At 72.5% G+C, this 22,401-nt stretch carries 18 protein-coding genes; 5 read left to right on the forward strand and 13 right to left on the reverse strand.

The features are described 5' to 3' along the window. Positions 1-61: 61 nt before the first annotated feature. Positions 62-1,471: a PP2C family protein-serine/threonine phosphatase gene (locus ACIQU3_RS03855; RefSeq protein WP_403728020.1), complete on the forward strand. Its 1,410-nt coding sequence runs from the start codon at positions 62-64 to the stop codon at positions 1,469-1,471. Between the two features lie 4 nt (positions 1,472-1,475). Here the strand turns inward: ACIQU3_RS03855 and ACIQU3_RS03860 are convergent, their stop codons facing one another. Then, positions 1,476-2,969 (reverse strand): hypothetical protein, encoded by a 1,494-nt coding sequence (locus ACIQU3_RS03860; protein ID WP_403728018.1) that lies wholly within the window; start codon positions 2,967-2,969, stop codon positions 1,476-1,478. Between the two features lie 232 nt (positions 2,970-3,201). On the opposite strand from ACIQU3_RS03860, the gene ACIQU3_RS03865 reads away from it, so the two are divergent. Then, entirely contained in the window at positions 3,202-4,341 is a 1,140-nt protein-coding gene (locus ACIQU3_RS03865; protein ID WP_403728016.1) for an aminoglycoside phosphotransferase family protein, read from the forward strand. 69 nt (positions 4,342-4,410) lie between these two features. Here ACIQU3_RS03865 and ACIQU3_RS03870 read toward each other — a convergent pair whose 3' ends face one another. The 8 genes from ACIQU3_RS03870 to ACIQU3_RS03905 all read right to left on the reverse strand — a co-directional run bounded on the left by ACIQU3_RS03870 (position 4,411) and on the right by ACIQU3_RS03905 (position 11,344). Beyond that, on the reverse strand, positions 4,411-4,908 hold the full coding sequence (locus tag ACIQU3_RS03870) for a hypothetical protein (RefSeq protein WP_033309560.1): 498 nt from the start codon (positions 4,906-4,908) through the stop codon (positions 4,411-4,413). 260 nt (positions 4,909-5,168) lie between these two features. Next, entirely contained in the window at positions 5,169-5,825 is a 657-nt protein-coding gene (locus tag ACIQU3_RS03875; protein ID WP_403728011.1) for a CGNR zinc finger domain-containing protein, read from the reverse strand. A gap of 40 nt (positions 5,826-5,865) precedes the next feature. Next, positions 5,866-6,771, reverse strand: coding sequence for a universal stress protein (locus ACIQU3_RS03880; protein WP_403728009.1), 906 nt, complete (start codon positions 6,769-6,771; stop codon positions 5,866-5,868). Between the two features lie 160 nt (positions 6,772-6,931). Continuing rightward, the gene (locus ACIQU3_RS03885; protein ID WP_234848283.1) at positions 6,932-7,174 is read right to left on the reverse strand and encodes a DUF397 domain-containing protein; all 243 of its coding nucleotides are present in this window, start codon (positions 7,172-7,174) and stop codon (positions 6,932-6,934) included. 82 nt (positions 7,175-7,256) lie between these two features. Continuing rightward, entirely contained in the window at positions 7,257-8,423 is a 1,167-nt protein-coding gene (locus ACIQU3_RS03890; RefSeq protein WP_403728007.1) for a thiolase domain-containing protein, read from the reverse strand. Then, positions 8,420-9,484 (reverse strand): thiolase domain-containing protein, encoded by a 1,065-nt coding sequence (locus tag ACIQU3_RS03895; protein ID WP_403728005.1) that lies wholly within the window; start codon positions 9,482-9,484, stop codon positions 8,420-8,422. Before ACIQU3_RS03895 ends, ACIQU3_RS03890 begins: the two co-directional genes overlap by 4 nt. Next, positions 9,481-10,422 carry a Zn-ribbon domain-containing OB-fold protein gene (locus tag ACIQU3_RS03900; protein ID WP_403728003.1) on the reverse strand — a complete coding sequence of 314 codons (942 nt, stop codon included), beginning with the start codon at positions 10,420-10,422 and terminating at the stop codon, positions 9,481-9,483. Before ACIQU3_RS03900 ends, ACIQU3_RS03895 begins: the two co-directional genes overlap by 4 nt. A gap of 121 nt (positions 10,423-10,543) precedes the next feature. After that, a complete protein-coding gene (locus tag ACIQU3_RS03905) occupies positions 10,544-11,344 on the reverse strand; it encodes a crotonase/enoyl-CoA hydratase family protein (RefSeq protein WP_403728001.1) in 801 nt (266 codons plus the stop codon). Positions 11,345-11,519: 175 nt separating this feature from the next. Here ACIQU3_RS03905 and ACIQU3_RS03910 point away from each other — a divergent pair, with 175 nt between their 5' ends. Together ACIQU3_RS03910 and ACIQU3_RS03915 are read left to right on the forward strand one after the other, a co-directional pair. Continuing rightward, entirely contained in the window at positions 11,520-13,139 is a 1,620-nt protein-coding gene (locus ACIQU3_RS03910; protein ID WP_403727999.1) for an acyl-CoA synthetase, read from the forward strand. A gap of 113 nt (positions 13,140-13,252) precedes the next feature. Continuing rightward, entirely contained in the window at positions 13,253-15,157 is a 1,905-nt protein-coding gene (locus tag ACIQU3_RS03915; protein WP_403923267.1) for a sulfatase, read from the forward strand. A gap of 131 nt (positions 15,158-15,288) precedes the next feature. Here the strand turns inward: ACIQU3_RS03915 and ACIQU3_RS03920 are convergent, their stop codons facing one another. The 4 genes from ACIQU3_RS03920 to ACIQU3_RS03935 form a co-directional block, all read right to left on the reverse strand. Continuing rightward, on the reverse strand, positions 15,289-16,122 hold the full coding sequence (locus tag ACIQU3_RS03920; protein ID WP_403727995.1) for an alpha/beta fold hydrolase: 834 nt from the start codon (positions 16,120-16,122) through the stop codon (positions 15,289-15,291). Between the two features lie 57 nt (positions 16,123-16,179). Next, positions 16,180-17,682, reverse strand: coding sequence for an acyl-CoA synthetase (locus ACIQU3_RS03925; protein ID WP_403923269.1), 1,503 nt, complete (start codon positions 17,680-17,682; stop codon positions 16,180-16,182). A gap of 117 nt (positions 17,683-17,799) precedes the next feature. After that, a complete protein-coding gene (locus ACIQU3_RS03930) occupies positions 17,800-19,350 on the reverse strand; it encodes an acyl-CoA synthetase (protein ID WP_403727991.1) in 1,551 nt (516 codons plus the stop codon). Further along, positions 19,347-20,459, reverse strand: coding sequence for a nitronate monooxygenase (locus tag ACIQU3_RS03935; protein ID WP_403727987.1), 1,113 nt, complete (start codon positions 20,457-20,459; stop codon positions 19,347-19,349). The genes ACIQU3_RS03930 and ACIQU3_RS03935 overlap by 4 nt, the downstream gene beginning before the upstream one ends. 159 nt (positions 20,460-20,618) lie before the next feature. Here ACIQU3_RS03935 and ACIQU3_RS03940 point away from each other — a divergent pair, with 159 nt between their 5' ends. Continuing rightward, the gene (locus tag ACIQU3_RS03940; protein WP_403727985.1) at positions 20,619-22,400 is read left to right on the forward strand and encodes a serine hydrolase; all 1,782 of its coding nucleotides are present in this window, start codon (positions 20,619-20,621) and stop codon (positions 22,398-22,400) included. Position 22,401 lies beyond the last annotated feature (1 nt).

Raw genomic sequence — 22,401 nt, forward strand, 5'->3', positions numbered from 1 at the left:
CAACAGTCGTAACGGTCCCTCCGTCAGCCTTGGTCGTACCGTCCCCGCATCGGAGTGCGTCATGCCGTCCCACCTCTCCGCGGACCGCCCAGCCGCCCAGCCGCCCCCGCGCGGCTCGGTCGACGCGCTCATCTCGCAGACGCGGCGGCTCAAGGGCGACGTGGACGCGGTACGCCGCGATTCCGAGGGGGAGGCAGCCGATCACCCGCGCGGGCGCTGGCAACGCGCCCTGTGCGACCTGGCCCTGCACCAGCTCAACGATCTCGACGAGCACCTGGCCCAGCTGCGGGACGGCCCCCTGCCCACGGCCGTCGCCCCGGAACCCGCCGCGGCCCCACCGGGCTCACTGCTCAGCCGGGTCGGCAGCGCAGAGTGGAACCTGCAGACGGACCAGGCGAGTTGGTCCGGAGAGCTCTACCAGATCCTGGGCCGCGCCCCGGCCACTCCCCCACTCACGCTCGACGAGCTGCCGTCGCTGGTGGTGGAAGAGGACCGGCCGAAGCTGACGGCGATGGTCACCAGTTGCCTCGTGGACGCCAGGCCCATCGACGGCGAGTTCCGCATCGCCCGCCGCGGCGGCGACGTGAGGACCCTGCACATGATGGGCGAACCGGTGCTCGACGCCGACGGCAGCACCGCCTCCATGTGGGCCGTGCTGCGCGACGTCAGCGAACTGCGGCGCAGCCAGCGGGTGGTGAGCGAGACCCGTGACTCGCTGCGCCACCGGCAGGAGGCCGCGCGGAGCGAGCAGCGGCTCGCGGTCGAGCCGCAGGAGGCCGCACCGCCACCGTGGCGCGGCTCCCTGCGGCTCCCGCACCGCGGCCCCGGTACCCTCGACCTCGCCACCCGCCACCTCCCGGCCTCCACGGCCACGCTCATCGGCGGCGACTGGTACGACGCCCTCGAACTGACCGACGGAGAAACGCTTCTCGGCGTCGGCGATCTCACCGGGCAGGGTGCGGGCGTCACATCGGACATGGCCATGCTGCTCGGCGCGGTACGCGGCATGGCGATGGCCGGCGCTCAGCCGGGGCAGTTGATGGCCTGGCTGAACCAGTTACTCGACGCCACCGTGCAACCCGCCCTGGGCAGCGCCGTCTGCTGCCGGTACCGGCCCGCGACCCGGAGCCTGGTGTGGGCACAGGCCGGACACCCCGCCCCGCTGCTGTTCCGCGACGGGACGGGGCGGGTGCTGAACGCCCCGGACGGCGTCCTGCTCGGCACCACCTCGGGCGCCGTCTACGGGCAGGCCGAGGAGACACTCGAAGTGGGCGACCTGCTGCTCCTGCACACCGACGGACTGGTGCCCGGCCGCACCGGGCCGCAGGCCGCACGGCTGCTCCTCGGACTTGCACCCCGTCTGGCCGGGAACCGCTCCGCGGAGGAGTGTCTGCGGAGCGTGGTCGAGGAGTTCGGCGGGGGTGAGCGCGAGGACAACGCCTGTGTGCTGATGGTCAAGGTCACGGCGTAGGAACTCAGGCCTGTGCGTGGTTGCCGCCCCTGCCCTTCGGCTTCGGCAGGGCGAGTTTGATCTCCTCCCGCAGCTCCTGGATCCTCGGGTAGCCGGAGTACTCGGCCGTGAGCCGGTACATCTGGCGCAGCCGGTCCCAGGTGCGGTGGGAGGAGTTCGATCCCATCGACACCAGGGCCAGGCGTGCGTACCGGTCGGCCTGTTCGGGGTCGTCCGCGATGAAACAGGCCGACGCCATGGACAGGTAGTCGAAGATCTTCGACCGCTGCCTGCCGTCGACCCGCAGGGCGAGGGCCTTCTCCGCGTAATGCTGGGCGTGTGCCGCCGCGCCCGGCTCGAACTCGGCGAGCGTGCGGTACGCCAGGGCCTGCATGCCGTACAGATCCTCCTCCTTGAAGGTCTGCATCCAGTCCGGCGGCGGGACGTCGGCCCTGTCGGAGACGAACAGGTCCTCCGCCCGCCCCAGGGTGCGGCGCATCGCCTGGCCCTTGCCCATCGACGCCTGCGCCCAGGCCTCGATGGTGTAGAGCATCGCCCGGGTGCGGGGCAGCACCTCGTCACCCGAGCCGGAGGTGGCGAGCTTCATCAGCTCGAGGGCGTCGTCCGGCCTGCCCAGGTGCACCATCTGGCGGGCCGCGCGGGACAGGGCCTCGCCCGCGCGGGGCCGGTCCCCGCCCTCTCTGGCCGCGTGCGCGGCGATGACGAAGTACTTCTGGGCCGTGGGCTCCAGGCCGACGTCGTGCGACATCCAGCCCGCGAGGACGGCGAGGTTGGCGGCGACGCCCCACAGGCGCCGCTGGAGGTGGGGTGGGTGACGGTAGGCGAGCATGCCGCCCACCTCGTTGAGCTGGCCCACCACGGCCTTGCGCTGGAGCCCGCCGCCGCGGGCCGCGTCCCAGGCGCGGAACACCTCGACCGAGCGCTCCAGTTCCTCGATCTCCTGCGACCCGATGGGGGCGGCCTCGTAGCGGTCGAACCCAGCGGGGTCGGCGTGCAGGGGATGGTTGGGGCCGGGGGCGTCGACAGCCAGGGAAGGGTCGGTGTGCAGCCAGTCGTACATGGCGCTGCTGAGTGCGGATCCCGCGGCGAGCGCGGCGCCCGCGCCCACCAAGCCGCGTCGGTTGAGCATGAGGTCCATTCCCGTGAATTCGGTGAGGACCGCAGCCGTCCGCTCGGGCGCCCACGGCACGCCGTCGGGAGCATCGGCGCTCCCGCCGCCCTGCCGTTTCCCCGCACGCCCGTGCCGGACCAGACCGAGGTCCTCGATGGTCACGACACGGCCGAGACGCTCGGTGAACAGAGCCGCCAGCACCCGCGGCACCGGATCGCGCGGGATCTCTCCCGTGTCGATCCACCGCCGCACCCGGGAGGTGTCGGTCGACAGCTGGGGATGGCCCATGGCCGCCGCCTGCCGGTTGACCAGCCTCGCGAGTTCGCCCTTGGACCAGCCGGCCAGGCCGAACAGGTCCGCGAGCCGGGTGTTGGGTTGTCCGCTCACGTCAAGCCCCCAGGTTCTCGGCTGAGTTGACAGTAGCCCGGGCAGACATGCCGGGCGACTATTCGCCAGGGTTCGCCAGGGTGCGCCAGATGGTGTGCCAGGGGCCATCCGGTGTCAGGTAGGAACGCGCCACCCCGCCCCGGTCGCCAGGGACACTCCCCAGGGTCCTCCCGGGTACCCGGGCCGGGTGGTGCGCTGTCGTCGCAGGCACACGAAGGGATCTGTTTCGCCCATGTACGCAGCATCGTCCTCCGTGTCCGCACCGCCCCGGTCGCTGCACCCGCGTCCCACGGACAGCGGCCCCTACCTCGCCCCCGCGCGGCCGGCGGCCCCCGTGCTCGGTGCGGGGCGGGCTCGGCGCGGCGCGGTCCTCGGCACCCAACCGCTCAGCGGGAGACTCGACTTGTCCGGCCCCCAGGGCGCGCAGCTGCGCACGGCGATCGCGTCCGTGCACCGCATCTGCCCGGAGTTCGCCCCGGTGCAGGTGCTGCGCCGCACCGGACGGTCCGTGCTCCTGGTCGGCACGACCGGTCGCAGCACGGCTGTCGCCAAGTGTTTACTGGACCACTCGCCCGCCTGGTCCGAGCGGATCCGCCACGAGATAGCGGCGTACCGCTCGTTCGTCCGGCACCGCCCACCCGTGCGGGCGCCGAGACTGATCGCGGCGGACCCGGACAACTGCACCCTGGTGATCGAGCGGATGCCGGGCCGGGTGGCGGCGCTCCAGCGGCACCCTGCGGAGGCGCCGCCCCGGGCGGACATCAGAGCGGCACTCGGCGCGATCTGCCGGTTGAACGCCTGGCGGCCCCCGGCGGGTACGTTCGACGCGCCGCTCGACTACGCGGCCCGGATCTCCCGGTACCACGAGCTGGGTCTGCTCACCGACCGCGACCTGGGTGATCTGCAGAAACTGCTGCACGGGATCGCGCAGGCCGCCGGACGGCAGGGCATGGGCCAGTTCTGCCACGGCGACGCACTGCTGTCGAACATGCTCCTGTCACCGGCCGGTCCAGTGCTGGTGGACTGGGAGCACGCGGGCTGGTACCTGCCGGGATACGACCTGGCGACCCTGTGGTCGGTGCTCGGGGACGCACCGGTCGCCCGTCGTCAGATCAGCCAGATCGCGCAGTCGGCGGGGCCTGCGTCCAGGGACGCTTTCCTGGTGAATCTGATGCTGGTGCTGACCCGTGAGATCCGCACCTACGAGACGGCCGTGCAGCGTTCGATGCACGATCCGGCCCCGGCGGCACCGGGCACGGCCCACCCGGGTGCTGCGCCGACCGGCGAGGAGCAGAGGCTGCTGCTGCGGCGGCTGCACGACGACTGCCAATTGGCCCGGCGTGCCGTGCGCGCGGCGGTCGGCACTCGCTGACGGGGACGAAGGGGCCGTTGTCCACCTGATCGGGTGGACAACGGCCCCTTCGTATGCGGTCGGTCGGGCTCAGCCCTGCTGGAAGAGTTCCGCGGGGAGCGGTTTGAGAAGGGCGTAGAGGTCGTCCGTGATGGGGCGGTCCCAGGCGGCGATGGTCACGAGGACGTTGTCGCTGCGGTCGAACTGCACGCAGGAGATACGGCTCTCGGAGAGCTTGACGCGGCGCACGATCAGCAGGTTGTCGCCCTGCATCACCGGGACGTCCTCGGTGCCGACGACGGTGACCTCCTCGTCGTTCTCCAGCGCCAGCAGCAGCTGGGCCACCTCGAAGGGGACCTCCCCCTCGGGGACCTCACGGGCCGGGGAGCCCTCCGGCAGATTGCCGATGATCATCGCGGGGCCGCGGCCGCCGAACAGGTCGTAGCGCAGGAAGACACCCTGGCAGGTGCCGTCGGGCGCGGGCAGCAGTCCCGCACCCAGATTGCCGGGCCAGTCACCCGGGTCCATGGCCAGTACGTCGAAGTCGGGCCCGGCGGGAGTGGCGCTGCGGCGGCGGAGGAACGACATGTCGCCCATGGTACGTGCCCGGGCCTGCGAAGCGCGGAGCGGGCGGCGGCCCCGGGGGCCGGGTGGACGCCCCGTGCGAAGTGTGGTGCCGGGCCACCCGTCGGGGTCCGGACCCGCCCGGGCGGTCGCCCCGCGCCGGCGGTGGTGAGGGGCCGGCCACGCGGCGCCGGCCGGTCCGGGTGGTCGCCCTGTACGGGTGTACGGCCGGGCCACCGGCGCGGCGCCGGCCCGGACCCCGACGGGTGGCCCGCCGGTCCCGGCTAGGTGGTCGCCTTGTGCCGCCGGTGGTGCCGGGCCACCCGGGCGCGGTTGCCGCAGGACGGTTTGCACCACTCCTGGCGCGGGTGTTCCTTGAGGAAGTACCGCACGCAGCGCGGCGCGTGGCAGGCCCGCAGCCGGTCTCGGTCGGGGCTCGCCAGGAACGCGATCACGGCGTGGGCGAGGGCCGCGGTCAGGTCGTCACCGGCACCGGCGGGCCGTCGGCGCACCCGCGGGCCTGCTCCTTCGGGCCAGTCCAGCACCGGCACGGTGGGTGTGCGGCCGGCCGCCTCGTTCAGGCGCCGCACCGCTTCCGGCAGCGGCAGGAGCCGGGACGCGTCCGCGGGGCTCGGCTCGCCGGGGCGCACGGCCCGGGCGAAGAGCGCGCGGACGGCGGCCCGCAGCTCGCGCACGGCGGCGAGTTGCCCGGCGTCGGCGGTGAACGCGCCACCGTCGACGCCGGCCGGCCGCTGTGCCGCACTCCCGCCGTCGGCAGCGTCGCCGCCGACGTCCGGCAGGGCGTCGCGATGGGCCCGGACCCACGCGGTCAGGCCGGCCACGTCGGTCAGGTCGTCGGCGACGCCGCCGTCGCCGTCGTGGCGGATGGTGAGGGCCAGGTCCAGGGCGAGCCGGGCGTCCCCGCTGATCGGTTCCCGCATGTGGCTAATGATAGGCCCGGCCGTATCCATTACCGCGGGCTCAGGTCTCCGAGGGCGAGGGCGGTACGACGGCGACCGGACTCACGGCGTGCAGCAGGACGGCGTGGGTGACCGAGCCCATCATGCGGACGGGTGAGAGCAGACGCCGCTGGTGGCGTCCCACCACGACGAGGTCGGCGTCCACGGAGGCCGCGACGAGGTGGCCCGCCGCGTCGCCTGCCGACGGGAGAAGTTCGACCGGGACCTCCGGGTGCCGCTCGCGGTGGGGGGCGAGAAAGCCGTCGGCGAGGACCCGGGTCTCGTCCTCGATGACGTCCTGGTCGACGACCGGCGGGGGCATCTCGCCGGGCATCATCCAGGGCTGCGCGGGCCACGGGTAGGCGGCGACCGCCTGGAGGCGGGCATCGCGCCGGGCGGCCTCGGCGAAGGCGAAGGCGAGTGTGGCCTCGTCGGGGCCGTCGGCCTTCAGGCCGACGACGACCCGTGAGCCGGGACCGCCCGGCACCTCGCCCTGGGCCTCGCGCCCGGGCCGGGGGACCACGACGACGGGGCATTCGGCGTCCCGGGCGGCGGCCATGCTGGTGGAGCCGAGCAGCAGGCTGGCGAAGCCGCCCCGGCCGCGGGAACCGAGCACCAGCAGTTGCGCGCCGGCTCCCAGTCCGGGCAGGACGGCGCCGGCCGCGCCGTCCAGGCCGACGTACTCCGTGTCCGGCTGATCGGCGCGGCCCGCCAGGTGGGTGCGGACCTGCTCGATGACGGGGTCGTCCTGCGGGTCCGCCTGCTGGAGGGCCGCGAGCATGTCGGACTGTGCCCAACGGGCGTGCTGGCGGACATGTACCACGCGCAGGGGTGCCGCGCGCCGGCGGGCGGCGTCGACGGCCCATTCCAGGGCGCGCAGGCTGTCGTCCGAACCGTCGACCGCCGCGACGACGGGCAGGGTGCTCATGGGTTCCTCACCTCCGGGATCCGACCGTCCCCTCCCGGGGCCAGCCTGACTGAGGCGGCGGCTCCGGGAAGATGCCTCCGGTCGCGTGTCCGGAAATGCGGGCGGAACACCCCCGGATCGGCCGTCGGGCCGCGGCCGTCCGGAACGGTTCGCCCCGTCGTCAGGTGAGGTCGAACTCCCCTTCCCGCGCTCCTGACACGAACGCGCCCCACTCGGCGGGGGTGAAGATCAGCGATGGGCTCTCCGGGCGGGCACTGTTCCGCATGGCGATGAAGCCCTCCACGAAGGCGATCTGCACATCCCCCCGCCCCCGGCTGCTGGACTGCCACTGTGCGTCCGTGAGGTCAAGCTCCGGCTTGTCCCAGCCTGCGAGCGGGCGCTGCTGGGTGGTGGTCTCGGCCACGTCGGTGCTCCTCCCGATTCGTCGTCCGCGGCCAGCCTAGCGATCGTGTCCCACGGCCAACAGGGCATGTGAGGGGGACCTTTCAGGACTCCGGGGGACGGTCGCCCACGAGCCACATCGAGAAGAACTGCGATCCGCCGCCGTAAGCGTGTCCCAGGACCCGGCGGGCCCCGTCCACCTGGTGTTCTCCGGCCTGCCCCCGCACCTGGAGCGCCGCCTCCGCGAAGCGGATCATGCCCGAGGCGCCGATGGGGTTGGTGGACAGCACACCGCCCGACATGTTGACGGGCAGGTCCCCGTCCAGTTCGGTCACGCCCGCCTCGGTGAGCTTCCAGCCCTCGCCCTCGTCGGCGAAGCCGAGATTCTCCAGCCACATGGGTTCGTACCAGGAGAACGGCACGTAGATCTCGGCGCCGTCGATCTCGCGGCGGGGGTCGGTGATGCCGGCCTGCCGGTAGACGTCGGCCGCGCAGTCCCGGCCGGCCTGCGGGGAGACGAAGTCCTTGCCGGCGAAGAGGGTCGGTTCGCTGCGCATGGCGCCGCCCAGCATCCAGGCGGGCGGTCGTGGTGCCCGGGCCGCGCCGGCGCGATCGGTGAGGATCATGGCGCAGGCGCCGTCGGAGGAGGGGCAGGTCTCCGAGTAGCGGATCGGGTCCCACAGCATGGGCGAGGACATGACCCTGTCGAGGGTGATGTCGTGTTCGTGCAGGTGGGCGTAGGGGTTCTTGAGCGCGTTGCGGCGGTCCTTGTAGGCGACGAGGGCACCGATCGTCTCGGGGGCGCCGCTGCGGCGCATGTAGGCGCGGATGTGCGGTGCGAAGAAGCCCCCGGCCCCGGCCAGCAGGGGCTGCTGGAAGGGGATGGGCAGGGACAGGCCCCACATGGCGTTCGACTCGGACTGTTTTTCGAAGGCGAGGGTGAGGACGGTGCCGTGGACGCGGGCGGCGACGAGGTTCGCCGCGACGAGCGCGGTGGATCCGCCGACGGAGCCGGCGGTGTGGACGCGGAGCATGGGTTTGCCGACGGCGCCGAGGGCGTCGGCGAGGTAGAGCTCCGGCATCATGACGCCCTCGAAGAAGTCGGGCGCCTTGCCGATCACGACGGCGTCGATGTCGGCCCAGGTCGACTCGGCGTCCTGGAGGGCGCGTTGCGCCGCCTCCCGGACCAGTCCGGCGAGGGACACGTCCCGGCGTGCCGCGACGTGCCTGGTCTGGCCGATGCCGACGACGGCCACGGGCTCCTTGCTCATCGGGGTTCCCCTTCGAGTACGGCGACCAGGTTCTGCTGGAGGCAGGGGCCGGACGTGGCGTGGGCGAGGGCGCGGCCGGACGCGCCGCGGTGGATGCGGGCGGCGGCCTCGCCGATGCGGATGAGACCGGCGGCCATGATCGGGTGGGCGGCGAGCGCTCCCCCGGACGGGTTCACGTCCACGTCCTCGCCCAGCCGGAGGGCCTTGCGCAGGACGATCTCCTGCGCGGTGAAGGGCGCGTGGAGTTCCGCCGTGTCGACGGGCCGCTCGAACGCTCCGGCGCGCTCGGCGGCCAGGCGGGCGGACGGCGAGTCGGTCAGGTCGCGCACACCTATGGCGTGGGCCTCGATGCGGTGGTCGATGCCGCGGATCCAGGCCGGGCGTGCGCACAGTTCACGGGCCCGGTCCCCCGCCGCGAGGAGCACGGCGGCGGCCCCGTCGCCGATGGGCGGGCAGTCGCCGGTGCGCAGGGGGCGGACGAGGTAGTCGCCCTGCGGCACGGGGCCGCGCAGCTGTGCGTGCGGGTTGGTGCTCGCCGCCTCGCGGTTGCGGGAGGCGACGGCGGCCAGGGCGGTCTCGTCGGCGTCCCCGGCGTCGATGAGGGCCTGCGCCTGGAGGGCGGCGAGGGCCACGGAGTCGGGCCACAGGGGTGCCACGTAGTAGGGGTCGAGCTGGCGGGTGAGGACGTCGCGGACCGAGCCGGGCGAGGACTTGCCGTACGCGTAGACGAGGGCGGTGTCGGCGTCCCCCGTGAGGAGTTTCGTCCAGGCCTCGTACAGGGCCCAGGCGCCGTCCATCTCGACGTGCGACTCGGAGATCGGGGGCCAGGCGCCCACGCCGTCGAGGGCGAGGGTGAAGGAGAAGGCGCGGCCGGCGAGGTAGTCGCTGGAGCCGGAGCAGGTGAAGTCGATGTCGGCGGTCTTCAGACCGGTCCGGTCCAGGACCTCGTGCAGCACCGGCATCAGCATCTCCACCTCGGAGAGGTCGTCGCTGGTGCGCCGGTGGTCGGTCTGGGCGAAGGCGACGACGGCGATCTCGCGGTCCCGCGGTGGGCTCGTCACAGCAGCTCCTTGTAGGTGTCGTAGTCCGCGTCGGGTTCGCCCGTGGGCCGGTAGTGGTCGGGATGGCGGGTTCCCTCGGTCCACACGGGCTCGACCCGCAGCCCCATGCGGACCTCGTCGTACGGGATGCCGCCGATCCGGCCGTGCAGGGCCAGACCGGCGCCGTCGAGGGCGATGTGGGCGTAGACGTACGGCACCTCGATGTCGAGGTTCTTCGCCTTGATGTTGACGATGCAGAACGTGGTCACGGTGCCGCGCGGACCCACCTCGACCTGTTCGGACGTGGCAACGCCGCAGGTGGGGCAGGCGCCCCTCGGCGGGACGTACACCTTGCGGCAGGACGGGCAGCGCTCACCGACGGTCCGCCGGCCGGAGAGGGCGTTGATGTAGGCGGTCTGGGCGCGGCCGGGCGAGTAGGTGTAGTCGAGGCGGGCCTCGGCGACGATGCCGGTGACGGGGTCCTCGAACTCGCCCGCGTGGACGGTGACGGTGGAGGCCTCTCCGTCGTACGGCTCGAAGCAGGCGATGTCCGTGATGGCACCGGTGCGTTCCCCGGCCCAGCGGACACGGACGCGCATGCCGGTGTGGACGGCGTCGGGGCCGGGGGCGTCGAGGGCGTGCAGGAGGGCGGTGTCGGCGCCGTCGAGTTGCACCAGGACCCAGGCGAAGGGCGTGTCCAGGGGCTGGCCGCGGCGCGGTTCGTGGTTCCAGGCCCACGTGGTGACGGTGCCCGTGAGACCGACGTGGACGAGGTCGCTGATCTCCTCGGCGGTGACGGGGTCGTACTCGACGGGCGGGACCAGGGTCCGGCCGTCGCGGGTCTTCACCCCGAGGATCACCCGTTCCCGCAGACCGGTCAGAAAGGCACTCTGGACGGGCCCGAGGGAGCGGGTGAAGGGGAATTCCACGACAAGTGGCGCCTTGAGAACTGCGGACATCGAGGGCCCGCCTCCTTCGAGATCGGCGTGCACGGGGCGCGCCCCCGTCAGGGGCGCGGGGAAGGTGCGCGCGCAGCCACCGACGGCCCGCGGCTCCGAACCGGCCGAAGCCGGCGCGGTGCTACGCGCGCCGGTAGACGGGTGGCCGCTTCTCGGCGAAGGCGCGGGCGCCCTCCTTGGCGTCGGCGGTGTCGAAGACGGGCCAGCCGCGGGTGAGTTCGGCGGCGAGGCCGTCGGACTCGGTCATCTCGGCGCTCTCGTACACGGAGGCCTTGACGGCTTCCACGGCCAGCGGGCCACAGGCGTTGATCCGTTCGGCGATCTCCAGCGCCCTCTCGCGTGCCGTGCCGTCGGGGACGACGTGGCCGATCAGGCCGATGGCGAGGGCCTCGCGGGCGCTGTAGGGGCGGCCGGTGAGGAGCATCTCCAGGGCGTGGGTGCGCGGGACCTGGCGTGGCAGGCGGACGGTGGAGCCGCCGATGGGGAACAGGCCCCGCCGTACCTCGAACAGGCCGAAGGTCGCGGACTCGGCGGCGACGCGGATGTCGGTGCCCTGGAGCATCTCGGTGCCGCCCGCGACGCAGTGCCCCTCGACGGCGGCTATGACCGGTTTGCGCGGGCGGTGGTGGCGCAGCATCGCCTTCCAGTGCAGGTCGGGGTCGGCCTTGAGCCGGTCCCGGTACCCCTCGCCCGCCATGCCGTTGCCGGCGAGCGCCTTGAGGTCCATGCCGGAGCAGAACGAGCCGCCCGCGCCGGTGAGGACGATCGAGCGGACCGAGTCGTCCGCGTCGGCCTCCAGCCACCCGTCGTGGAGGCCGACGAGCATCGGCAATGAGAGCGCGTTCCTGGCTTCGGGCCTGTTGAGCGTGAGCACCAGTGTGGCGCCTTCGCGCTGCACGGTGAGGTGTTCCGTCCCGCCCATGGCGAACTCCCCTCTCAAGGAACGAGAACAGGTTGCAGTAGTGCGGGAGGCACTTCAAGGGTTTTCTGACAGGCAGTCAGATTCTTTCGCGCGGACCCTTCACAGTTGGACCGCCCTTTGCTCTGATGACCGGCGAACCGTCCGATGCCAGGCACGCCCGGGGTCAGGAGGAGCGGTGGAGTACAACCTTGCCGACCTGTTCGAGTCGGTCGTCGACGTCGTCCCCGGCCGTGAGGCGCTGGTGTACGTGGACCACCCCGGCACGGGCGCCGAGCGCCGCCTGACGTACGCCGAGCTGGACGCCGCGGCCAACCGTGTCGGCCACCACCTGCTCGACAGCGGGATACGCCCCGGGGAGCACCTCGGGCTGCACCTCTACAACGGAGTGGAGTACCTGCAGACGGTACTGGGGTGCCTGAAGGCGCGGATCGTGCCCGTCAACGTCAACTACCGTTACGTAGAAGAGGAGTTGGTGTACCTCTACCGGGACGCCGATCTGGCGGCGCTGGTCTTCGACGCCGAGTTCACGGACCGGGTGGCGGCGGCACGGCCGCGGGCGGAGAAGCTGCGGCGGCTGATCCGGGTGGGCACTCCGGCCCAGGGGGCCGCGGAGCTGCCCTGTGTGGAGTTCGCGCAGGTGGACTCCGCCGGATCGGACGAGCGGGGTTTCCCGGCCCGCTCGGGCGACGACCAGTTCATCATCTACACCGGTGGCACGACCGGGATGCCCAAGGGCGTGATGTGGCGGCAGGAGGACCTGTTCTTCGCCGGGCTCGGCGGGGGCGCCCCGACCGGGGAGCCGGTGAAGAAGCCGGAGGAGCTCGCCGAGCGGGTCGCAGCCTGCGGGGCGGGGATCACGTTCTTCCCGACGGCTCCGCTGATGCACGGCACGTCCACCCTGACGGCTTTCATCGGCTTCAACTTCGGGCAGCGGGTGGTGATCCACCGCAAGTTCGTGCCCGAGGAGGTGCTGCGAACCGTGGCGAAGGAGAGGGTCAGCAGCATCTCGCTGGTGGGGGACGCCATGCTGCGGCCGCTGGTCGACGCGCTGAGCGGGCCGCTGCGGGACATCGACCGCTCGTCGCTGTTCAGCGTGTCCTCGTCCGGTGCGATCATGTCGGACACGGTGCGCCGGCAGTTCCGGGAGCTGGTGCCGAACGCCATGCTGCTGAACAACTTCGGCTCCTCGGAGTCGGGATTCAACGGCACGGCGACCGAGGACGCCGGGCCCGAGCGGGGCTTCCGGGTGCGGGTCAACGCCCGCACCCAGGTGGTCGACCCGGTCACGTACGGGCCGGTGGCGCCCGGCGAGGCGGGACGGATCGCCCAGTGCGGACACGTGCCGCTCGGCTACTACAACGACCCGGCCAAGACGGCCGCGACCTTCTTCGTCAGGGACGGCGTGCGGTGGGTGCTGCTCGGCGACATGGCCACCGTCGACGAGGAGGGCGTGGTCACCGTCCTCGGCCGCGGCTCGCAGTGCATCAACACCGGCGGCGAGAAAGTGTACCCGGAGGAGGTCGAGCAGGCTCTCAAGTCCCACCCCGACGTCTACGACGCGCTGGTGGCCGGGGTGCCGGACCCGCAGTGGGGTCACCACGTGGCGGCCGTGGTGCAGTTGCGCCGGGGGGCGGTGCGGCCGTCGCTGGAGGACATCCGGAGGCACTGCCGCGACCGGCTGGCCGGCTACAAGATCCCACGCCAGCTGGTGATCACCGAATCGATCCGGCGGTCGCCGAGTGGCAAGGCGGACTACCGGTGGGCGCGGGAGGTGGCGGTGACGGCGGACGGGTGATTCTCCGGCCGGATCATTGAACCCTCGGTGACGTGCGGACGTACTGGTGGTGGCAGGCCCGGTCTCCGGGCTCTGTTCGTCATGCATGCAAGACCGCACGGAAGGACCACCGGGTGTCGCTCTTCACTCGCTCCCGTCAACTCCCGGACGACACGGCCGAGAGCAGGGCGAAACCGGACGAGGACACCGGCGCGGCGGATCCGGAGGGCACTGCCGCAGCCGACGACGCCCCGGGGAACACCGCTTCGGCTGACGCGCCCGGGAGCACCGCGTCGGACGACGCCCCCGCGAACACCGCCTCTGATGACGACCCCGGGCGCACCGCCGCGTCGCCGGAGTCCCCCGGGGAGCAGCCCCCGGCGACGAAACCCGGCTGGTTCGGCTGGCGGCACCGCTACCCCCGTACCGCACGGGGCGTCTCCCTCGGCACGACGGTGCTGGCCGGGGCCCTGGTGCTGTTCGCGCTGCTGGTACCGAACCGCATCGAGCGCATCGAGTTCGCGTCCTTCGTGCGCATCCCCGCCGAGGGCGTGCTGCTCGCGGGTCTGCTCCTCGCCCTGCCGCCGAAGCCCCGGCGGATCACGTCGGTGGTCACCGGCGCGTTCCTCGGGCTGCTCACGGTCCTGAAGTTCGTCGACATGGGCTTCTACCAGATCCTGGCCCGGCCGTTCGACCTGGTCCTGGACTGGATCCTCATCCAGAACGGCACGGACTTCCTGAGGGAGACGTTCGGGCGCACCGGCCAGGTGCTGGCCGTGGCCGGGGTGATCGTGCTGCTCGTCGCGCTGCTCGTGCTCACCACCCTCGCGGTGGTGCGGCTGACGAACCTGATGGTGCGGCACCGGCCCGTCGCCGGCCGTACGATCCTGATCCTCGGCACGGCGTGGATCACCTGCATGACGCTGGGTGTGCAGATCGGCACCGTGCCGGTCGCCACCAAGGGCAACGCCGAGTTCGTGGGCAACCGGGTGGACCAGGTGCGCGCGGGGCTGCGGGACGCCCGGGTCTTCGAGAAGCAGGCCGCGGTGGACGCGTTCGCGAAGACACCGCCCGACCGGCTGCTGACCGGGCTGCGCGGCAAGGACGTCCTGTTCACGTTCATCGAGAGCTACGGCCGGGTCGCGATCGACGACCCGGCGATGGCCGAACAGACCGACGCCGTGCTGAAGGAGGGCACCGGCAGGCTGAAGGCGGCCGGATTCGAGTCGCGCAGCGGCTGGCTTCAGTCGCCGGTGACGGGTGCGGGCAGTTGGCTCGCCCACTCGACGTTCCTGTCCGGGCTGTGGATCAAGAACCAGCAGCGGTACCGCAGTCTGACCACGAGCGACCGGATGACGCTGACGAACTACTTCGGCAAGACCGGCGCCTGGCGGACCGTCGGCATCGTGCCCGGTGTGCGCCGCGCCTGGCCGGAGGGGAAGTATTTCGGCCTGGACCACATCTACGACTCCGAGCACCTCGGTTACCACGGCCCGTACTTCAGCTGGACGCCCGTGCCCGACCAGTTCAGCCTGGAGGCCTTCCAGCGTCTGGAGCACGGCAGGAAGGACCGCGAGCCGATCATGGCGGAGATCATCCTCGCCTCCAGCCACAATCCCTGGTCCCCGATCGCCCACATGATCGACTGGGAGGACCTCGGCGACGGCTCGGTGTTCCACCGGATCAAGAAGGAGGGCACCGACCCGGCCGAGGTCTGGAAGGACCCGGAGAAGGTGCGCGCCGAGTACCGCAAGGCCATCGAGTACTCGATCCGCAGCCTCACCGAGTGGGTCGAGCGCTACGGCGACGACGACACGGTGCTGGTGTTCCTCGGCGACCACCAGCCGGTGCCGACCGTCCTCGCCGGGGACACCGGCAGGGACGTGCCGGTGACGATCGTCGCCCACGACAAGAAGGTCCTGGACCGGGTCGCCGACTGGGGCTGGACGGACGGCCTCAAGCCGGCCGAGGACGCACCCCGGTGGGGCATGGACAGGTTCCGCGACCGTTTCATGACGGCGTACGGGCCGCAGGGCTGAGGAACTCCTCGACGGCCGCGAGGAACTCCCGCGGCCGGCTCTCGTGCACGAGGTGCCCGGCGTCCACGGTGATGTGCCGGGCATCGGGCAGCAGCCCGGCGAGCGCGGCGATCTGCTGCGGGCCGCGGGCGTCAGGCGAAGAAGGTGGAGACTCGGTGGGTGAACCACTCCGGGTCGTCGAGCCAGGGGTAGTGCCCCGCACCCGGCTGCACCACGAACTCGGCCTTCGGGAAGACGTCGGCGACGCGCCGGGCGAGGGCCGGGGCCGGGCCGCCGTCGGCCCCGCCGGCCAGGACGAGCACCGGGGCCGTCAGCCGGGCCAGCGCGCTGCGCGTCGCCTCCGGGTCGTAGGCGCCCTCGGCACCGTAGGCGTCCGCCGCGGCGTCGTTGGTCTCGGCCTCCTCGCGGTCGGTGTGGGCCCGGGCGGTGTCGTCCCAGCGGCCGTAGAAGAACGGCAGGAACACCGGGTCGAAGTCTCCCGTGCCGTCGAGCCAGGCCTCGAACGCCGGGAAGGCGTCCGCGAACCAGGGTTCCGACGACCGCAGCCGGGCGGCCGCCAACCGGTCCTCGGCCGTCGCCGGCCACCCCAGCGCCCACGGAGTGGCGGTGACCAGCGCCAGCCGCCCCACCCGCCGTGGATACCGCGCCGCGTACAGCATGGCGAGGCTCCCGCCCGCCGAGTGCGCGATCAAGTCCATCCGCTCCAGGCCCAGATGCAGTCGCAGCGCCTCGACGTCGTCGACGAGCCGGTCACAGCGGTAGGTCGCCGGATCCGCCGGCGTCTCGGAGGCCCCTGTGCCCCGCAGGTCGAGCAGGGCCAGCCGCCGGTGTGCGTCCAGACCACCCAGGGTGCCCAGATAGGCGGAGGCCCGCATGGGCCCGCCGGGCAACGCGACGAGGGGCTCGCCCCCGCCGCGCAGGTGGAAGGCGAGTCGGGTCCCGTCCGGCGCGCGGAAGATCGGCATGCCGTCGATCCTGGGGTCCGGGGCCGTCCGGCACAACCGGGTTTTCCGGCCCGTGCGCTAGCCGTTCCCCAGGTCGTTCCGCAGTTCCCGCTTGAGGATCTTCCCGCTGGCGTTGCGCGGGAGTTCCGTCACGAACACCACCCGCTTCGGCGCCTTGAAGGGGGCGAGGTGCTCGCGGACGTGGGCGATCAGTTCCGCCTCGGAGACGTCGCCGCGGGGGACGACGACGGCCGTCACCGCCTCGATCCAGCGTTCGTCCGGCAGACCCACGACCGCGGCTTCGGCCACCCGGGGGTGGGTGTACAGCGCGTCCTCGACCTGGCGTGAGGCGATGACGACGCCGCCGGAGTTGATGACGTCCTTCACCCGGTCGACGATCGTGTAGTAGCCGTGGGCGTCGCGTACGGCGAGGTCGCCGGAGCGGAACCAGCCGTCGCGGAAGGCTGCTGCGGTCTCCTCGGGCTTGTCCCAGTAGCCCTCGCACAGTTGGGGAGAGCGGTAGACGATCTCGCCGGGGGTGCCGTCGGGGACGTCCGTGCCGTCCTCGTCGACCACGCGGGCGTCGACGAACAGGACGGGCCGGCCGCAGGAGTCCAGGCGCCCCTTGTGTTCGCCGGGCGCGAGAACCATGGCCAGGGGACCGATCTCGCTCTGGCCGAAGCAGTTGTAGAAGGCCAGCTCCGGCAGGCGCTCGCGGAGGCGTTCGAGTACCGGGACCGGCATGATCGACGCGCCGTAGTAGGCCTTGCGCAGGCCGCTGAGATCGCGGGTGGCGAAGTCGGGGCGGTCGGCCAGGGCGATCCAGACGGTGGGCGGCGCGAACAGGCTGTCCGCGCGGCCCGCTTCGATCAGGTCGAAGAGCCGGTCGCCGTCCGGTGCGTCGAGGATGATGTTCGTCGCGCCGACGGCGAGGCAGGGCAGCAGGAAGACGTGCATCTGCGCCGAGTGGTAGAGCGGCAGGGAGTGCACGGGGCGGTCCCCCGCGCTGAGGTCGAGGGCGGTGATCGCGCTGAGGTACTCGTGCACCAGGGCCCGGTGCGTCATCATCGCGCCCTTGGGCAGGGCGGTCGTCCCCGAGGTGTACAGCAGTTGCACGAGGTCGTCGGTGCGCGGCTGGGGTCCGTCGTGGACCGGTGCCCCGGGCAGCCGTGCGAGCAGCGAGTCGTCGGCGTCGCGCAGGGGCAACGTCCTTACCCCGCCCGGCAGTCGGCCGGCCAGGTCCGGGTCGGCGAGGACCAGGGCACATCCGGACTGGCCGACGATGTAGGCGAGGTCGTCGCCGGTCAGGTTCTGGTTGACGGGCACATGCACCAGGCCCGCCCGGGCGCAGGCCAGGAAGGCGATCAGATAGGCGTCGGAGTTGTGGCCGTAGGCACCGACCCGGTCCCCGGGGGCCAGGCCCTCGCCGAGGAGGACGCTCGCCGCGCGGGAGACGGCGGTGTCGAGCTCGTCGTACGTCCAGGCCCGCTCGGCGTACTCCACGGCGACGCGCGCCGGTGTGCGCCGGGCGCTGCGCCGCAGGACTCCGTCGACCGTGCTGCCATGTCCGGGCGTCGTCATGACACATGATCCTCGGTTCACCGCCCGGGGAGGTCAAGGCCCCCCGGCGGCCGGGGCCCGGGGCCGCTCGTGTCCGGGCGCGAGCGGCCCTGCCGCCACCGGCGGGGCGGCGGGGGCTCACACCGGTCGGGTCCGGCCCTCCCAGTACGGCTCGCGCAGCCGCCGCTTGTACAGCTTGCCGTTGGGATCGCGGGGCATCTCGGTGATGAAGTCGACGGTCCTGGGCCGTTTGTACCCGGCGAGCCGGTGGGCGCAGTGGTCGAGGAGGTCGGCCGCGAGGGCGGGCCCGGCCCGGTGTCCGGGTGCCGGTTCCACGACCGCCTTGACCTCTTCGCCCCAGTCGTCGTGCGGGATGCCGAAGACGGCGGCGTCCGCGACGGCCGGGTGGGCGAGCAGGGCCGACTCGATCTCGGCCGGGTAGATGTTGACGCCGCCGGAGATGATGAGGTCGATCTTGCGGTCGCGCAGGAAGAGGTAGCCGTCCTCGTCCAGGTGCCCGAGGTCGCCGACGGTGAAGAAGTCACCGATGCGGTTCTTGCGGGTCTTGGCCTCGTCCTTGTGATAGGAGAAGCCGCCGGTGTTCATCTTCATGTAGACGGTGCCGAGTTCACCGGGCGGCAGCCGGTTGCCGTCGTCGTCGAAGATCGCGAGTTCGCTGATGGGCCAGGCCTTGCCGACGGTGCCGGGTTTCTTCAGCCAGTCCTCGGCGGTGGCGAAGGCGCCGCCGCCCTCACTGGCCGCGTAGTACTCCTCCACGCAGGGACCCCACCAGTCGAGCATGGCCCGCTTCACGTGGTCCGGGCAGGGGGCGGCGCCGTGGATGGCGTGCCGCATGGAGGAGATGTCGTAGCGGTCCTTCACCTCGTCGGACAGGGCCAGCAGGCGGTGGAACTGGGTGGGGACCATATGGGTGTGGGTGCAGCGGTGGGCGTCGATGAGGCGGAGCATCTCCTCGGGCGTCCACTTGTCCATGAGGACCAGCCGGTGGCCGATGTGCAGGGACGCGCCGGCGAACTGCAGGACGGCCGTGTGGTAGAGCGGTGAGCACACCAGGTGCACGTTGTCGTCGAACGGCCGGATGCCGAAGATGCCGAGGAAACCGCCGAGGTATGCCTCCTCCGGCGGTTTGCCGGGCAGCGGGCGGCGGATGCCGCGGGGTCGGCCGGTGGTGCCCGAGGTGTAGTTCATGACCCAGCCGAGCGTGCGGTCGGCGGGCGCCGTCTCCGGTTGGCCGTCCAGGAGTTCGGCGTAAGGACGGAAGCCCTCGAACGAGCCGACCGCGTACCGGTGGGTGCCCGGCAGGCCGGCCTCGTCGGCGGCGGCCCGGGCCGCGTCGGCGAAGCGCTCGTGGGCGAGGAGTACCTTGGCGCCGGAGTCGGAGACGATCCAGGCGATCTCCGGCCCGACCAGATGGTGGTTGACGGGGACGAGGTAGAGACCGGCCTGGCTGGCGGCGAGATAGGCGGTGAGGAACTCGACGCCGTTGGGCAGGACCGCGGCGAAGGTGTCGCCGCGTTCGAGACCGGCAGCGCGCAGGCCGTGCACGAGCCGGTTGGCCGCGGCGTGCAGGCGTCCGGCGGTCCACTGTTCGCCGTCGGGTGCGACGAGCACCTTCCGGTCGGGGTGCTGTGCGGCCTGGGCCCAGAAGCCCACGGGGGGTGTGCTCATGACGGTCCGCTCCTTCCGGCGACACGGTTGACGCGGTCCACGGCCTGCTCGAAGCCGCGGGTGAGGTCGTCGAAGACGGCTTGGACGCTGCGTTCACTGTTCATCCGGCCGACGATCTGGCCGACCGGGGTGCCGAGCAGCGGGTCGATCTCGTACTTCTGGATGCGTGAGACGGCCTCGGCGACCAGCAGTCCCTGCAGCGGCATGGGCAGGGCGCCGGGCCCGGCCGGATCGTCCCAGGCGTCGGTCCACTCGGTGCGCAACTGGCGTGCGGGCTTGCCGGTCAGGGCACGGGAGCGCACGGTGTCGCCGGAGCCGGCCGCGAGCAGTTTGCGGGTCAGGGCGGGCGAGCTGAGGTCCGCTTCCGTGGTGGTCAGCCACAGGGAGCCGAGCCACACGCCTTGAGCGCCGAGGGCGAGCGCGGCGGCCACCTGCTGTCCGCTGCCGATGCCGCCGGCGGCCAGGACGGGCAGGGGGGCCACGGCGTCGACGACTTCGGGGGTGAGGACCATCGAGGCGATCTCGCCGGTGTGGCCGCCCGCCTCGTAGCCCTGCGCCACGACGACGTCGATTCCGGCGTCCCGGTGTTTCTCGGCGTGCCGGGCGCTGCCCGCGAGGGCGGCGACGAGGACGTCCCGGTCGTGGGCGCGGGCGACGACGTCGGCGGGCGGGGAGCCGAGGGCGTTGGCGAGGAGCCGGATCGGATAGTCGAAGGCGACGTCCAGCTGGCTGCGGGCGACCTGCTCCATCCAGCCGGTGATGCGCCAGCCGGACGCCTCGCCCTCGGCGAGTTCGGGGACGCCGTGCCGGGCGAGGGTGTCGCGGACGAACCGGCGGTGTCCCTCGGGGATCATCGCCTCGACGTCCGCCTCGGTGACGCCCTCCACCTTCTTCGCCGGCATCACGACGTCCACCCCGTACGGCCTGCCGTCGACGTGTGCCTCGATCCAGTCCAGGTCGCGTTTGAGCTCGTCGGGGGCGGTGTAGCGGACCGCGCCGAGCACGCCGAAGCCGCCCGCCCGGCTGATGGCCGCGGCGACGGCGGGGAACGGCGTGAAGCCGAAGACGGCGTGCTCGATTCCCAGGGTCTGGCTCAGCTCCGTCTGCATGGGCGCAGGATGCCGGAGTCCTCCGGAGGACGGAAGGGGTTTTCTGATGCTCCGTCAGATCTAAGAGCCGGTTGGCCCCTGCGCGCGGTCTATGGGCGGAGGCGGGTGGCGGACATACTGCACGGGACATGCGAGTCGGCAGAGGCGAAGGGGTACGCGGTGACCGACGAAGCGGCGAACAGCGGACCGACCCGGCGTCAACTGGGCAGAGCGGGGCTGGCCCTGGGCGGTGCTCTGGCCCTCGCACCGCTGCCCGCCGGACCCGCCGAGGCGGCCCCGGCGGCGACCGGCCGCCGCCCCACCCTGCGGCACGGCTCCCCGGAACGCGCCGGGCTGCTCCCCTCCCACCTGCGCCGGCTCGTCGCCGATGCGGAAGCCTTCCTCGGCCCCTCCCCCAAGCACCCCTGGTACGCGGGCGCCGTCCTGCTCGCCGGCCGCGGCGGAACCGTCGCCCTGCACAGGCCCATCGGCATGGCGGTCCGCTACCGGTCCTACGACGAGAAGACCGACACGGGCGTGGAGTTCCCGCCCGGCGAACAGATCCCCATGGCCGAGGACACCGTCTTCGACCTGGCGTCGGTGTCGAAGCTGTTCACCTCCCTCCTCGCCGTGCAGCAGATCGAGCGGGGCGCACTGGAACTGGAGGCGCGGGTCTCCTCGTACCTGCCGGACTTCGCGCGCGCGGGCAAGCAGGACATCACGATCCGTCAGCTCCTCACCCACACCTCGGGGTTCCGCGCGTGGATCCCGCTTTACAGCGCGCCCACTCACGAGGACAGGCTCCAGCTCATCTGGAACGAGAAACCCCTCAGCGCGCCCGGCACGGCCTACCTGTACTCGGACCTGAACCTCATCTCGCTGCAACTCGTGCTGGAACGGATCACCGGCCGCGCCCTCGACGCCCTGCTGCGCGACGAGGTCACCGGACCGCTCGGCCTGCGCCGCACCCGGTACAACCCGCCCGCGTCCTGGCGGCCGAAGATCGCGGCCACGGAGGACGCACGCCGACCGTGGTCCGGGCTCGACCGCGGTCTGGTGTGGGGCGAGGTGCACGACGAGAACGCCTTCAGCCTGGGCGGCGTCGCCGGCCACGCCGGTGTGTTCTCCGACGCCTGGGACCTCGCCGTCCTCGGCCGTACGCTGCTCAACGGCGGTACGTACGGACGGGCCCGGATCCTGAGACCGGAGTCGGTGGAGCTGATGTTCACCGACTTCAACACGGCCTTCCCCGGGGACGAGCACGGTCTCGGTTTCGAGCTCTACCAGCACTGGTACATGGGCGCGATGGCCACCCCGCGCACCGCCGGGCACACCGGTTTCACGGGGACCTCGCTGGTGCTCGACCCGACGACCGATTCGTTCCTGATCGTCCTCGGCAACTCGGTTCACCCGGTGCGGAGTTGGCGTTCCGGTTCGGCGCCCAGGGTCGCCGCGGCGAACGCCATGGCGCGGGCCGTGCCGGTCCGGCCCGTGCGGGGCCGCACGGCCTGGTTCTCCGGCATGGCCCTGTCCACGACGGCGACACTCACGCTCCCCGCGCTCGGCACGTCCGCCGGCCGGGCGCGGCTGCGCTGCGCACTGTGGTGGGACACCGAGCCGACGGCCGACCTGCTGGCCCTGGAGGCCTCGACCGACGGCGGCACGGACTGGCGGCCCGTGCCCTTCATGACGTCCCGCCGCGGCCAGGCCCCCGAGCAGCACCCGTCGGGCTCGGTCAGCGGCTTCTCCGGCCGCGTCTGGCACCGGCTCACCGCCGACCTCCCGGCCGCCCGGGAACTCGTCCTGCGCTGGCGCTACGCGACGGACCGGCTGTACGTCGGGCGCGGCTGCCACGTCGACGGACTGCGGGTGGAGAGCGCCGGGGACGTCCTGTTCGACGAGCGGCGCCCGTCGGACGCGGCGCGCCTGAAGGCGGTGGGGTGGACGCGCGAGGCCGACTGAC

It is taken from the genome of Streptomyces sp. NPDC101110 (assembly GCF_044759525.1).
Classification (GTDB): domain Bacteria; phylum Actinomycetota; class Actinomycetes; order Streptomycetales; family Streptomycetaceae; genus Streptomyces.

Coding starts and splice junctions, on each gene's coding strand:
- ACIQU3_RS03855 (WP_403728020.1), top strand. CDS start 62: ATGCCGTCCCACCTCTCCGCGGACCGCCCAGCCGCCCAGCCGCCCCCG.
- ACIQU3_RS03865 (WP_403728016.1), top strand. CDS start 3,202: ATGTACGCAGCATCGTCCTCCGTGTCCGCACCGCCCCGGTCGCTGCAC.
- ACIQU3_RS03870 (WP_033309560.1), bottom strand. CDS start 4,908: ATGTCGTTCCTCCGCCGCCGCAGCGCCACTCCCGCCGGGCCCGACTTC.
- ACIQU3_RS03875 (WP_403728011.1), bottom strand. CDS start 5,825: ATGCGGGAACCGATCAGCGGGGACGCCCGGCTCGCCCTGGACCTGGCC.
- ACIQU3_RS03880 (WP_403728009.1), bottom strand. CDS start 6,771: ATGAGCACCCTGCCCGTCGTCGCGGCGGTCGACGGTTCGGACGACAGC.
- ACIQU3_RS03890 (WP_403728007.1), bottom strand. CDS start 8,423: ATGAGCAAGGAGCCCGTGGCCGTCGTCGGCATCGGCCAGACCAGGCAC.
- ACIQU3_RS03900 (WP_403728003.1), bottom strand. CDS start 10,422: ATGTCCGCAGTTCTCAAGGCGCCACTTGTCGTGGAATTCCCCTTCACC.
- ACIQU3_RS03905 (WP_403728001.1), bottom strand. CDS start 11,344: ATGGGCGGGACGGAACACCTCACCGTGCAGCGCGAAGGCGCCACACTG.
- ACIQU3_RS03920 (WP_403727995.1), bottom strand. CDS start 16,122: ATGCCGATCTTCCGCGCGCCGGACGGGACCCGACTCGCCTTCCACCTG.
- ACIQU3_RS03925 (WP_403923269.1), bottom strand. CDS start 17,682: ATGACGACGCCCGGACATGGCAGCACGGTCGACGGAGTCCTGCGGCGC.
- ACIQU3_RS03930 (WP_403727991.1), bottom strand. CDS start 19,350: ATGAGCACACCCCCCGTGGGCTTCTGGGCCCAGGCCGCACAGCACCCC.
- ACIQU3_RS03935 (WP_403727987.1), bottom strand. CDS start 20,459: ATGCAGACGGAGCTGAGCCAGACCCTGGGAATCGAGCACGCCGTCTTC.